This window comes from Deinococcus seoulensis, from assembly GCF_014648115.1.
Classification (GTDB): domain Bacteria; phylum Deinococcota; class Deinococci; order Deinococcales; family Deinococcaceae; genus Deinococcus; species Deinococcus seoulensis.
Window position 1 is genome coordinate 1 of record NZ_BMQM01000041.1, and the last position, 12,706, is coordinate 12,706.

Annotated in this window: 13 protein-coding genes; 8 read left to right on the plus strand and 5 right to left on the minus strand. The window is 67.7% G+C overall.

Annotation, left to right across the window (positions count from 1 at the left end; translation table 11 throughout):
• Positions 1-527 precede the first annotated feature (527 nt).
• A protein-coding gene (gene prfB, locus IEY70_RS18685; RefSeq protein ID WP_189066541.1) for a peptide chain release factor 2 occupies positions 528-1,623 on the plus strand; the annotation gives its coding sequence in 2 pieces (ribosomal slippage) (positions 528-572 and positions 574-1,623; 1,095 coding nt in all).
• Positions 1,624-1,932: 309 nt separating this feature from the next.
• The gene (locus tag IEY70_RS18690) at positions 1,933-2,898 is read left to right on the plus strand and encodes a serine/threonine-protein kinase (RefSeq protein ID WP_189066542.1); all 966 of its coding nucleotides are present in this window, start codon (positions 1,933-1,935) and stop codon (positions 2,896-2,898) included.
• Between the two features lie 10 nt (positions 2,899-2,908).
• On the opposite strand, the gene IEY70_RS18695 is transcribed toward IEY70_RS18690, so the two are convergent.
• A complete protein-coding gene (locus tag IEY70_RS18695) occupies positions 2,909-3,865 on the minus strand; it encodes a GNAT family N-acetyltransferase (RefSeq protein ID WP_189066543.1) in 957 nt (318 codons plus the stop codon).
• Positions 3,862-4,353, minus strand: coding sequence for a DinB family protein (locus IEY70_RS18700; protein WP_189066544.1), 492 nt, complete (start codon positions 4,351-4,353; stop codon positions 3,862-3,864). Before IEY70_RS18700 ends, IEY70_RS18695 begins: the two co-directional genes overlap by 4 nt.
• Before the next feature lie 157 nt (positions 4,354-4,510).
• Between IEY70_RS18700 and rpsF the strand changes: the two genes are divergently transcribed.
• The 5 genes from rpsF (at position 4,511) to rny (ending at position 8,728) form a co-directional block, all read left to right on the plus strand.
• Positions 4,511-4,819 (plus strand): 30S ribosomal protein S6, encoded by a 309-nt coding sequence (gene rpsF / locus IEY70_RS18705; protein ID WP_088248962.1) that lies wholly within the window; start codon positions 4,511-4,513, stop codon positions 4,817-4,819.
• Between the two features lie 149 nt (positions 4,820-4,968).
• On the plus strand, positions 4,969-5,862 hold the full coding sequence (locus IEY70_RS18710) for a single-stranded DNA-binding protein (protein WP_189066545.1): 894 nt from the start codon (positions 4,969-4,971) through the stop codon (positions 5,860-5,862).
• A gap of 60 nt (positions 5,863-5,922) precedes the next feature.
• The gene (rpsR, locus tag IEY70_RS18715; RefSeq protein ID WP_055362092.1) at positions 5,923-6,198 is read left to right on the plus strand and encodes a 30S ribosomal protein S18; all 276 of its coding nucleotides are present in this window, start codon (positions 5,923-5,925) and stop codon (positions 6,196-6,198) included.
• A gap of 11 nt (positions 6,199-6,209) precedes the next feature.
• Entirely contained in the window at positions 6,210-6,650 is a 441-nt protein-coding gene (gene rplI / locus IEY70_RS18720; protein WP_189066546.1) for a 50S ribosomal protein L9, read from the plus strand.
• Between the two features lie 365 nt (positions 6,651-7,015).
• Positions 7,016-8,728: a ribonuclease Y gene (gene rny, locus IEY70_RS18725; RefSeq protein ID WP_373290825.1), complete on the plus strand. Its 1,713-nt coding sequence runs from the start codon at positions 7,016-7,018 to the stop codon at positions 8,726-8,728.
• Between the two features lie 352 nt (positions 8,729-9,080).
• Here the strand turns inward: rny and IEY70_RS18730 are convergent, their stop codons facing one another.
• From IEY70_RS18730 to IEY70_RS18740, 3 genes are read right to left on the minus strand one after another with little or no spacing between them, the layout of a single operon-like run.
• Entirely contained in the window at positions 9,081-9,779 is a 699-nt protein-coding gene (locus IEY70_RS18730; RefSeq protein WP_189066548.1) for a tRNA (adenine(22)-N(1))-methyltransferase TrmK, read from the minus strand.
• Positions 9,772-10,356, minus strand: a complete 585-nt coding sequence (locus IEY70_RS18735) for a YqhA family protein (protein WP_189066549.1) — start codon at positions 10,354-10,356, stop codon at positions 9,772-9,774. Before IEY70_RS18735 ends, IEY70_RS18730 begins: the two co-directional genes overlap by 8 nt.
• A 24-nt stretch (positions 10,357-10,380) precedes the next feature.
• Complete coding sequence (locus IEY70_RS18740) at positions 10,381-10,941, minus strand: MOSC domain-containing protein (RefSeq protein WP_189066550.1); 561 nt, start codon at positions 10,939-10,941, stop codon at positions 10,381-10,383.
• Between the two features lie 180 nt (positions 10,942-11,121).
• Here IEY70_RS18740 and tyrS point away from each other — a divergent pair, with 180 nt between their 5' ends.
• Positions 11,122-12,366: a tyrosine--tRNA ligase gene (gene tyrS, locus IEY70_RS18745; RefSeq protein ID WP_189066551.1), complete on the plus strand. Its 1,245-nt coding sequence runs from the start codon at positions 11,122-11,124 to the stop codon at positions 12,364-12,366.
• Positions 12,367-12,706: the final 340 nt, after the last annotated feature.

Sequence of the window (12,706 nt, forward strand, 5' to 3'; positions counted from 1 at the left end):
AAGCGGAGCGGGATTGATGTGTTTGATGCCTTGCTTGCGCATGGCTGTACTCATTGAGTACCGTGTTGACTTCATCCCCGAAGGGACTTCGGTCGGTTTTTGCGACTCTGGAGAACACCGGGGTGGTGTTCCGTTCGCACAGCCCTGTCGGACTGTCCTGTTCTCACATCTCTTCGCCTGTCATGCTTCCCGCCTCGCTTGAGGCTCAGAAAAGATACAGGCCAGCGCCGCATCTGTCAACACCCCTGCCTCCATGCTCGCTTCAGACAGGGACCGCAGGGTGCAGGCAGCGGGTGCGGGAATGATCAGCCCGGACCGCCTCTCCCCTGTTGCTGTTGCCCCGCTGCTGTTGCCGTGCTGCTGCGCGGCCGGGTGAACAGACCAATCCGCACTGCCTTCCCTGCACTGCCTTCCTCACACTTCCTTTGCTGCATCCCGTTCCCCCTCCCCTCACCTCCGTATACTGTTCTCTTGGTATACGAACCCGCCCCCCGCTCAACGGGTCGCGGCGGAAGGGAGGCACGTCCATGCAGGAACTACTGGAAAAACTGGCGTCGCTCCGGGAGTACCTTTGACATTCCCGGCAAAGCACGCAAACTGAACGAACTGGACCGCGAACTCAGCGATCCCGAACTGTGGAACAACGCGGCCCGCGCCCGGCAGGTCACGCAGGAAGCCGGAACGGTCCGCCGGATCGTCGAGGGATACACCAGCCTGGAATCCGACGCGCAGGGCCTGAGCGAGATGCTGGAGATGGCCGACGCCGACGAGCGCGAGATGCTGGCCGAGGAACAGGCGAGCATTCAGGCGCGCGTGGACGACCTGTACCGCGAGACGCTGTTCACCATGAAGCACGCCGAGACGTCCGCCATCGTGCGCGTCAAGAGCGGCGCCGGCGGCACGGAAAGCATGGACTGGGCCGGAATGCTGACCCGCATGTTCATGCGCTGGGCCGAGCGGCGCGGCTACAAGGTCGACCTGATCGACCAGGTGGACGGCGAGCAGGCAGGCGTGATCAGCAGCGAGTTCATCATCCGGGGCGACAAGGCCTTCGGGATGATGCTGCCCGAACACGGCGTTCACCGGCTGGTGCGCGTGTCGCCGTTCGACAGCAACAACCGCCGTCACACGTCGTTCGCGTCGGTGGACGTGGTGCCGGAAGTGCCGGAAGAAGAGATCAACATTCACATTCCGGACAGCGACCTGCGCCGCGACGTGTTCCGCTCGCAGGGTGCCGGTGGTCAGGGCGTGAACACGACCGACTCGGCCGTGCGCCTGACCCACCTTCCGACCGGTCTGGCCGTCGCGTCGCAGCAGACGCGCTCGCAGATCAAGAACCACGAGATCGCCCTGCAGATCCTCAAGCAGCGTCTGTACGACATCGAGGTCAAGAAACGCGAGGACGAGGAAGCCAAGGCCCGCGGCGAGCAGAAGAAGATCGAGTGGGGATCGCAGATCCGCTCGTACGTGCTGGACAAGCAGTACATCAAGGACCACCGCACGGGCCTCATGAAGCACAACCCGGCCGACGTGCTGGACGGTGACCTGGACGACCTGATGTGGGCCGGACTGGAATGGCTGGCCGGGAAGCGCGTGGCCGAGGAAGACAGCGGCGACGAGTAAGACACCGGGTTCGCCCTCTCTCCTGACGCCCCCGGTTCCTGTGAGCCGGGGGCGTCTGCCTGCGCGACTGGTGCCGACACGACTGGCCTGTCCGGACCGTTATTCACGGCCGGTATTCACGGAACGTTCAGAAAGACGGGCTGTCAGTCCCTTGCACTGTACTTACGGCTACGCTGTTGCCAGACTCGCTGTACCCTGATCCGTCCCGCTGCGGCCCCGACCGGGGGCCGGGTCTGCGCCCTGAAGTGCGCCCAGCAAGAACCCACACGCCTGAATGCCCGCGCGCTGCGCCCAGAGCCCTGAACCCTGATGCCTGACCAGAATGCCCTGTCCTCCTACACCCTGAGCCGAGTGATCGGCCGTGGAAACACGTCCCTGGTACGCCTGGCCACGAACGCGCAGGGCCAGCAGGTGGCCGTGAAAATCCCGCACGCGGAGACGCTGGCCGTGCAGGACGCCGCCGAACTGTTCGGGAACGAGGTGCGCCTGACCTTGCAGTTCCGGCACCCGCACCTGGTGCAGGGGTTCGGGGGCACGCCGTTCGGGCCGCAGGCGTTCGTGGCCCTGCAGTACTACCCGCACGGCGCGCTGAGCGAGCAGTTGCAGCGTGACGGCACGCCCCTGACCCTGGAGCAGACCCTGAGGATCCTGGCGGACCTCGCCTCGGCGCTGTCGTACCTGCACCACCTGGGGGCCGTGCATCAGGACGTGAAGACGCAGAACGTGTACGTGAATGAGGAGGGCCGCGCCGCGCTGGGCGACCTGGGCAACACGTACTTCATCGCGCAGGGCGGCAAGGTCAGCGGCAGCCCGTACTACATGGCGCCCGAGATCTATCACGGCGAGAGCAGCAGTTCGGCCAGTGACGTGTACAGCCTGGGCGTCCTGACCTACGAACTGCTGACCGGCGAGCGGCCCTTTCAGGGGCACACCTACGAGGAACTGATGGTCGCGCATATGACGCGCTTTCCGCAGCCGCTGTCGCACCTGAACATGCAGGTGCCGCGCAGCGTGGCGCGACTGGCCGAACTGGCGCTCGCCAAGCGCATCTCGGAGCGGCCCAGCGCCGACGCGATCCGCCGCGCCCTGCTGACCGCGCTGGGTGAAACGCCCGCCGACGAGATCTACGAGACCGAGCAGAAGGCGGCGGAACCGGCAGGCCGACTGGTGGGACGCCACGGTCCATCCGCCCGGCCGGCCGCGCCTGCCGTCACGCCGGACCCGGGGCCGGACACGGCCGGGTCACGCTGGAATCCCTTCAAGCGCCGTAAGTAGGCACCCGGTTTCAGGGCAGTGGCCGGTGCATCTCGAAGCGTCCGGCCTGCTGCGCGAAGCCCAGGCGGCGGTTCACGGCCAGCATGGGCGCGTTCAGGGAGTGGTTGTTGGTGCGCATGGTCGTGAATCCCTCGCGCCGCGCCCGTTCGATCACCTGGAGTTTCAGGGGCAGGGCCAGTCCACGGCCGCGCGCCTGCGGGTGCAGGGCGGTCAGTTCGTTGTACGCGAACGGCAGGCTGCGAAAGCGGATCATGGCGCTGGTGCCCAGCCACTCGCCGTCCGGACCGAGGGCCAGGACCAGCCAGTCGGGGCGGGGATCGTGGTCCAGGCGCAGGATCTCACGCACCCGCGTCAGCGGCCAGCGGGGGTGCCCGGCGAGGTCCGGCGTCTCGGTCAGGCGGTCGGCCACGAAGTTCAGGTAGCGGTCCAGGGTGATCCCATCTGCACTGTTCAGGTCGGTGCCACTCAGGTCCGTGAAGGTCACGCCCTGCGCCTGCGCCGCCTGCCGCTGCGGCTCGAAGGCGGCCGGGTCGAAGCGGGTCAGGTCCAGCTGCGAGGCGAAGCGGTGGGCGTGCACGGTGAAGCCCCGCCGCACGGCCCAGTCGCGGTCGGCGGGGTCCGGGTCGGGCACGTCGGCGTGCAGGCCGCGCGCTCCGGCCTGCTGCGCGGCGGCCAGCAGGTCCTGCCACAGCGCCCTGCCGTGGCCCTGTCCGCGGGCGTCGGGGTGCACCATCACCTGCGCGTGCAGGAAGCCGGGCGGCGAGAAGGCCCATGTCTGGAGCTGCGTGCCGCCCAGCACCTCACCGTCGGCAGAGACCAGCATCCGGCGACGTAGCAGGTCTGCCGGAGAGCGGCGGGCGTCAGCGGCCAGCAGGTCCTCACCATTTCCGGCGCGGCCGAGTGCCGCGAGTTGCAGCGCGGCGAAGGCGTCCGCGTCGGCCGGGGTGAAGGGGCGCAGGTCCGTCACCCGAGGGCCTTCACGAGTTGCCGGATGGCGCCCAGGTGGTAGGCGACGTGCGAGACGGCGCCGCTCAGGCCGCCCGTGGCGTCCCCGGTCACGGGCTGGTCGCGCTGCGTGTTCACGAAGGCCACCAGTCCCGCGTAGGCGGCCCGGACGCGGGCGCGCAGGGCGTCCCATTCCTCAGGGGTGACCTGCGCGGGCTGGAAGCTGCCCTGCCAGTCGAAGGGGCCGCGTTCGCCCTGCTGCCAGCGCACCACGACTTCCATGTGAAACGCCGTGTGCCGCGCCTGTCCGGCCACCGTCGCGCCGTGAATGTCGCGGCTGGCCTGTTCGGCACTCAGGGCGTCCAGGGTCGCCAGCAGGCCGTGGTTGCCGGTGCCGTCGGCGTTCGTGCCGTCCAGGAAGGCGGTGCCCTGGCCGGGCTGCCCGCCTTCCACGGCCTCGCGCAGGATGTCCAGGATGCCGTCCAGGGCGTGCTGTGGGGTGTCAGTCATGCCCCTGATCTTAGCGGCCCGGCCCCTGCCGGGGGATGCGCCACCTGACCTCTGGAAACCCTGCGCGGACTCTGGTAATGTGGTGAGTTGCGCTGCCCGGCGAGGCCTGACCCTGTCAGGAACCCCTGCCTGCGAGCGGCGACAAGGGAGGTGAATTATGAACCAGTACGACCTGAACCTGATCCTGAACCCCAACCTCAGCGCCGAGCAGGTGAGCATCGAGAAGGACTACATCGAGACCACCGTGAAGAACGCCGGGAGCGAGATCACGGGCCTCGACGAGCTCGGCAACCGCCGCCTCGCCTACGCCGTGAACAAGGACCGCGAGGGCTACTACCTGATGTACACCATCAAGGGCAGCGGCAACCCGGAGAAGGACATCGCTTCCACGCTGCGTCTGCGTGACCACGTGCGCCGCGTCCTGGTGGTCAAGGACCGCCCGGAATGGAAGACCAAGAAGGCCTGATCCCTTTACGCTCTTGACGTAAAAGATCTAGGGATGTTACAGTACGGTCACCCCGCAAGGGCCCAACGCCAGCAACCCGCCAAGCCCCCAGTACGAACCCCCAGGACAGACCGTCCCAGGATTCAGCCAGCAACAAAGGAGACCTAGTCATGGCCCGAGGCATGAACCACGTTTACCTGATCGGCGCACTCGCCCGCGACCCCGAACTGCGCTACACCCCCAACGGGACCGCCGTGTTCGAGGCCACCGTGGCCGGAGAAGACCACATCGTCGGCAACGACGGACGTGAACGCAAACTCCCCTGGTATCACCGCGTGTCCATTCTCGGCAAACCCGCCGAATGGCAGGCCGAACGGAACCTGAAAGGCGGCGACGCCGTGATGGTCGAGGGCAGCCTGGAATACAGCCAGTGGGAAGCGCCCGAAGGCGGCAAACGCAGCATGGTGCGCGTCAAGTCGCTCCGCATGGAGCAGCTCGGCTACGCCCCGGAACTCGTGCAGGACGCCGGAGGCGGCGTACGCATGGGCAGCGGCATGAACGAAGTGATTCTCATCGGGAACGTCACCCGTGACCCCGAACTGCGCTACACCCCCGCCGGCGACGCCGTGCTCGGAATCGGCCTGGCCGTGAACGAGACCTGGAACGACCGTCAGGGACAGAAGCAGGAGAAGACCCACTGGATTGATGTCACGCTGTGGCGTGAACTGGCCGAGAGCATGAAAGAACTCCGCAAGGGGGACCCCGTGCTCGTGCAGGGAAGACTGGTCAACGAAGCGTGGACCGACCGCGACGGTAACAAACGCAACTCCACCAAAGTAGAGGCGACGCGAGTCGAAGCCCTGTCCCGAGGCGCAGGCGCCGGTAACCCTGCAGCCACCCCCGCCGGACCTCGCACGCAGACCGCGAGCAGTGCGGCGCGCACCCAGAGCGGCAGCTACGGCCAGCCGAGCCGGGCAGCGAACACGGGGAACCGTTCGGGCGGCTTAGATATTGACCAAGGTCTCGACGATTTCCCACCGGAAGAAGAAGACCTGCCGTTCTGAACCCCACTCCCGCAAGGGACCTTTTCCGGGGCGTAGGAACGCAGATTTAAGGACACCAACATGACCCAATCCAGCAACGCCGAGCGCAAACCGCGCGGCAAGGGACCCAAGCGTCCCCGCAAGCCGAAGGTCGATCCTTTCTCCATCGGAGAACTGGAAATCACCGATTACAAAGACGTGAAGATGCTGCGCCGTTTCGTCAGTGACACGGGCAAGATCCTCCCTCGCCGCCGCACGGGCCTCTCGGCCAAGCACCAGCGCCGCATTGCGCAGACGATCAAGATCGCCCGCCAGCTGGCCCTGCTGCCCTACACCGAGAAGCTCGTCCGGAAATAAGGAGAATACGCATGCAAGTGATTCTTCTTGAACCCGGCAAGCTGGGCAAGACCGGCGATCTGGTTGTCGTCAAGGACGGGTACGCCCGTAACTGGCTGATCCCCCAGGGCATCGTCGCTCCTGCCACCGCCAGCAACATGAAAAGCCTCGAAGCGCGCGTCCGCTCCCGCCAGAAAGTCCTGGCGCAGGAAAAAGCCGCCGCCGAGGACCTCGCCAGCCGCCTGAACGGCGTCGCCGTTGAACTCAGCGTGCGCGCCGGCGAAGGCAAGATCTACGGCGCCGTGACCCACGCAGACGTGGCCGGCAGCCTGGACAAGCTGGGCTTCGACGTGGACAAGCGCAAGATCGACATGCCGAAAACCGTCAAGGAAATCGGCGAGTACGACATTGCCTACCGCGCCCACCCCGAAGTCACCATCCCCATGAAACTCGTGGTGCACGCCGCGAAGTAATCACACCCCGGTGTGATCAGCCCCCGCCCGACCGGCGGGGGTTTTTCATGGTCCGGCATATGGTCCGGGATTGTTCATGCTCCGCCACAGGCAACACGCAGCGCCAGTCCCGCCTGATCCGGACTCTGACTAACCTGCACCCTGAACGCCAGAGTTGCCGGAGGTTCCTCCCGGCGGCCCCTGCCTGCCGCTTTCCGGTCCGGGCTGCCTGACCGGCCCCTCCCCCGCTGGGTGGGCTTTGGGGCTACACTGCAGGGCGAACGTCCCGTCTCTGGTGGCGTTCGTTTTTCAACACCGAATTCGGGAATCGGCCGGAGCACGGCCGCGCCCCACATAACGCAGCACAAAAGGAGCTGAACGTGACGATGATCTGGATCATTGTGGCGCTCCTGCTCGGTCTGGTCGGAGGATTCCTGGGAGGGCAGTCACGTGGCGCGCGCCAGCGGGCCGAGGTGGACGACCGACTCCAGCGGGAGGCGCGCAGCGAGGCTGAACGCATCCGCGCGCAGGCCGAGGCGGAAGCGCAGCGCATCAGGGAACAGGCCGACCAGGCCAGACAGGACGCCGGAAGAAGAACGCAGGAAGCCACCGACCGCGAGGCGCAGGCCGGCGTGCAGATCGCGCAACTCGAGGGACAGCGCGAGCAACTCGAAGGGCAACGCCAGCAGATTGCGGCCCTGCGCGCCCAGGTGGAAGCCGAACGCGCCCAGGTGAAACAGGACGCCGCGCGGGAACGCGAGGCCCTGAGCAGCGACCGGCAGGAAACACGCCGGGAACGCGACGAACTGAAACGCGAGATCGAACGCCTGAACCGCCGCGCCGAGCAACTCGACGCGCGCGGCGAGAAACTCGACGCCCTCGAGGAACGCCTTGAGGACCGCGCCCGCCACCTGAACGGGCAGGAGCAGGAGATCGGCGCACGGCTGCATCAGGCGGAACTGAAACTGTTCGAGGTGGCGAACCTGTCGCCCGAGGCGGCCCGCGAGGAGATCCTGGGCCGACTGGACGCCGAACTGGAAGAGGAGAAAGCCATCCGCGTGAAGGCCATGCAGGAACGCGCCTCGGCCGACGCCAAGCGTTCGGCGCGGCACGTGATCGCGCAGGCCATCCAGCGCAGCGCCTCCGAGACCAGCGCGGCGCTGAGCGTGTCGGTCGTGCCCATTCCGAACGACGCCATGAAGGGCCGCCTGATCGGCCGCGAGGGCCGCAACATCCGCGCCTTCGAGGCCCTGACCGGCGTGGACCTGATCATCGACGACACCCCCGAAGCCGTGATCCTGTCGAGCTTCAACCCGGTGCGCCGCGAGGTCGCCCGGCACGTGCTGGACGCCCTGGTCGCCGACGGCCGCATCCACCCGACCCGCATCGAGGAGATGGTGCACAAGGCGCAGGACGAGATGAAGGTCTTCATGCACACCCAGGGCGAGGAAGCGGCCATCGAGGCGGGCGTGGTGGGCATCAAGCCGGGGCTGGTGCAGCTGCTGGGCCGCATGTACTTCCGCACCAGTTACGGGCAGAACGTCCTGAAACACTCCATTCAGGTGGCGCACCTGACCGGCATCATGGCCGGCGAACTGGGCCTGGACGCCGGCATGGCCCGCCGCGCCGGCCTGATGCACGACGTGGGCAAGAGCATCGACCGCGAGATCGACGGCACGCACGTGGACATCGGCATCAACCTCGCCAAACGCTTCGGCGAGCCGCACGAGGTCATCGACGCCATCGCGCACCACCACGACCCGGAGAACGGCGAGACGCTGTACTCCGTGCTGGTCGCCGCCGCCGACGCCATCAGCGCCGCGAGGCCCGGCGCGCGCCGCGAGGAACTCGAATCGTACGTGCGCCGCCTGGAACAGCTGGAGCAGATCGCCGTGTCGTTCCCCGGCGTGCAGCAGGCCTACGCCATCCAGGCCGGGCGCGAGGTACGCGTGATCGTGCAGCCCGAGAAGGTCACGGACGCCCAGGCGACCCTGCTGGCCCGCGAGATCGCCGGCCGCGTCGAGCAGGACATGGAGTACCCCGGTCAGGTGCAGGTGACCGTCGTGCGTGAAAGTCGCGCCGTGGAAGTCGCCCGCTAACACCCTGCGGCGCGGGTCAGGGGGTGGCTGCGGGCGGGCCACCCCCTCCTCTATTCACCTGCACCCGTTCGTCGATACCGAGACGCCCATTCCAGACGGCATTTTCCAGCCTGCCCGCATGAGCTTGACGCGCCCCGCATACCGCGCTATCTTGAAGACATAACCGCCCGAGAGGCGGATTTTTTGTTTTGGTCCCCGGACGCCACGCTGCGGCTATGCACCCCCGAACAGAAGCGACGTAAAAAACACGCTCTTGGACGCTGTTTCTAGGAACGCCTGCATGGAGTTGACACCCCCTGCATTCCGCGCTATTCTTTTCTTATGACCGTCCGAGAAGGGCGGGCTTTTTGTTTTAGCCCTCCGAGTCATTATCAAGGGAGGACTGGCCGTCCAGCCACGCCAGCGCCGCGTGCGCCGTGGCGAGTTCCAGCGCAGCCGGGCGGCCCGGCGCGGCCAGCGGAGTCAGGCGGGTCACGTCCGCCCATACCTGCCGGCGCAGCAGCGCACTCCCTTCACGCAGCAGGAGCGGCCCGTAGCGCCGCGCCGCGTCGGGTGGCAGGCCCTCGTAGGCGCGGTCGGGGCCGTCGGCCCGCTCGAACCGCAGGACCGGGTAGGTCCAGTACCCGCTGGCCAGCCGCTCGGCCCGCAGGTGATACCCGGCCCCGAGCGCCCACTCGCGCAGCGGGGCGGGGTTGTCGTTGGGTTGCACGACCAGTGTGTCCGGGCGTACCTGCCGGGCCGCGCCGCGTTCCAGGATGCCGCGCATGGTCAGCGCACCCATGCCGGTCATGCTGACGCTGGGCACCTCACCAGGGGCCAGGGGATCCAGGCCGTCGCCGCTGCGAACGTCCAGACGGCCACCCAGGCCCGCGCGGGCGACCGCCTGCCGCGCGTTCTCCAGGGGACCGGGGTTCAGTTCCACGATCACGCCCCGCTCGATGTGGCCGCGCCGCACGAGTTCCAGCGGCAGGCCCGCGTGGTCGCTGCCGATGTCGGCGTGCAGCGGCGCGCGGATGAGAGACAGGACCGTTTCGAGGCGGGCGTCAAGCACGGCCGCTGCCGTCCGCCGGGCCGGGCGGGTCGTGCGGCGCGGCCTGATGGTCGCGGGCCAGTCCCTGCCGGGTCAGGACCACCGAGTACGCCCCCACCGCCAGGATGACCGAGGCGATGGCCGCCCCATACACCAGGATGTCCGTGCCGCCCTTCCATTCCAGGGCCACGCTGAAGAAGTTCACGGCGAGCGCCACGATCACGATCCCGATCAGTTTCTGTTTCAGGTCGTCGAAGGACTCGATGTGCAGCCACGCCGGGACGTTCTGCACGCGCCCCACGAACAGCGCCTGCAACCCGAACGAGATGATCAGCAGCGCCACGCCGACCAGCAGCGTGTCGGCCTGTTCGACCGCCGATACGATCAGGGACTTGGTGGTCTCGGCTTCACCCAGTTCGCCCAGCGCGGCGCGGATGGTCACGTACGCCTGCGCGATCGCCGCGATGAACAGCGCCAGACTGAACGCGAAGGAGCTCAGGACGCCCAGTTCCACGATCAGGCGCGTGAAGCCGAACGCACCGGCCAGCGTGCGTCGCCGCGTGGCGCTCAGGGGGGCCGGGGGGGAACGTTTCGCCATGCCGCACAGCATAGCCACCGGGCCTCATGGCAGCAGCGGAATGAGGGTGTCCCCCTCGCGGATCAGGCCGCCCCGGATCACGCGGGCGGTCAGCCCCCCGTGGCCGCGCACGGCGTTGTAGCCTCCCTCGCCCAGGGTTTCTTCCATGCGTGAGCAGGGGTGGCACTCGCCCGTGCCTTCCAGGATCACCTCGCCGATCTGAAAACGGACGTCCTTGAGGGCCAGCAGTGGAATGCCGCTGATCACGAGGTTGCGCCGCAGCGCCTCCGGCGTGACCTCCGCGCGCCCGCACAGCGCCGCGATGACCGGCAGGTGCTCGGCCTGGATCAGTGTCACCTGCCGCCGCCCCGGACCGCCCGGCACCGGCGGCGCGGGCGCACGCACCCCGGTCTCGCCCGCCTCGCCGGTCAGGGCCGTCAGGCGGGGCGGGGCGAGTTTGCCGTGATCGCCGATCAGGCCGACGAGCGGGTGCGCCTCGATCTGCGCCACCGGCAGCAGCGGGGCGCGGCGGGCGGGTCGCAGCCCGATCCACTCGACCCGCCCCGGCCGGGGGAAGGTGGCGCGCAGTTCATGGATGGTCTTCATGCCGGTCATGCTAGAGCGCCGGCCCGCGCGCCTGCTATGCTGGGCGGCGTGAGGCACCTGACCCGACGTGCGTATCCCCCCTGCCGCCAGCGGTAGGAGGGTCAGTGACAGCCTGAAATCCAACCCCCGAGCGGCGCACCTGCGACAAGCGAGTGCGCCGCCCTTTGCATGGAGTGACCTATGAGTGAAATCCGCTGGAACGTACCGATCGACGAGCAGATCGAGCTGCTCAGGCGCGGCGTGGTGGACCTGGTGTCCGAGGACGACCTGCGCCGCAAACTGGAGAAGGGCGCGCCGCTGCGCGTGAAACTGGGCGCCGACCCGACCCGCCCGGACCTGCACCTGGGGCACGCCGTGATCCTGCGCAAGATGCGGCAGTTCCAGGACCTGGGGCACAAGGTCATCATGCTGATCGGGGACTTCACGGCGATGATCGGCGACCCCAGCGGCAAGAGCAAGACCCGCCCGCCCCTGACGCTGGAGCAGACCCGTGAGAACGCTAAGAGCTACCTGGAGCAGTGCCGCCTGATCCTGCGCCAGGAGAGCGAGGTGCTGGAGATCCGCTACAACGGCGAGTGGCTTGAGCCCATGGGGTACGCCGACGTGATCCGCCTCGCCAGCCGCTACACGGTCGCGCGCATCATGGAACGCGACGACTTCCGCAAGCGCTTCGAGGGCGGCGTGCCCATCGCCGTGCACGAACTGCTGTACCCCCTGACGCAGGGCTACGACTCGGTGGCGCTGGAGGCGGACGTGGAACTGGGCGGCACAGATCAGCTGTTCAACAACCTGGTGGGCCGCGCCCTGCAACGTGATTACGGGCAGGAATCGCAGGTCGTCATGACCCTGCCGCTGCTGGTCGGCCTGGACGGCACCGAGAAGATGTCCAAGAGCCTGGATAACTACATCGGCCTGACCGACGAACCGCACGCCATGTTCGCCGGATTGATGAAGGTGCCCGACCCGCTGCTGGACAACTACTTCACGCTGCTGACCGACCTGCCCCGCCCCCGCATCGAGGAACTGCTGGCCGGACACCCGGTCGCCGCGCACCGCGAACTGGCGCGCGAGGTCGTATCGGCCCTGCACCCCGGCGCGGACCTGGACGCCGCCGAGGAACGCTTCCGCTCGGTCGCCAGGGGCGGCATTCCCGAGAACATCCCGACCGTGACCGTCCCGGCAGCGGATCTGGACGACAGCGTGGATACCGGACGGATCAGCATGGCGAAACTGGTGGTCATGGCTGGCCTGGAACCCAGTAACGGTGCGGCCCGCAAACTGATGCAGAACCGGGGCCTGAAACTGAACGGCGAGCCGTTCACGGACCCGCAGGGCGGCCTGACCCGCGAGCAGCTCTCGGCAGAGGGCGGCGCGGTCATCCAGAAGGGCAAGGACAAGTTCGCGCGGCTGGTCCTGGGCTCCTGATCCACCCGGCACCTTCACGGGGCCTTCACGTGGCGCTCAGCGCCAGAGCGGTCAGCTGACAGAAACCCGACCCGGTGAAAAGTTATGCACAGGCTGCTGTGGACAACCCCGGCAGCCTGTGGACAGTGTGCAGCGGCGGAAAAACCCCGACTGCCCACGCACACTTATCCACAGGCAGCATGTGGAAAAACCCCGTCCCTGTGGATAAAAACCTGACCTGCCCATCACGCTTCCCTGACACCGGCCAGTGCCAGCAGCACGCGGGTTGACCGGCCAGCCAACGCAGGCGGGGAGGGGACGCCGGTCACGATGACCCGCACCCCCTCCCCGCGCCGCCGGG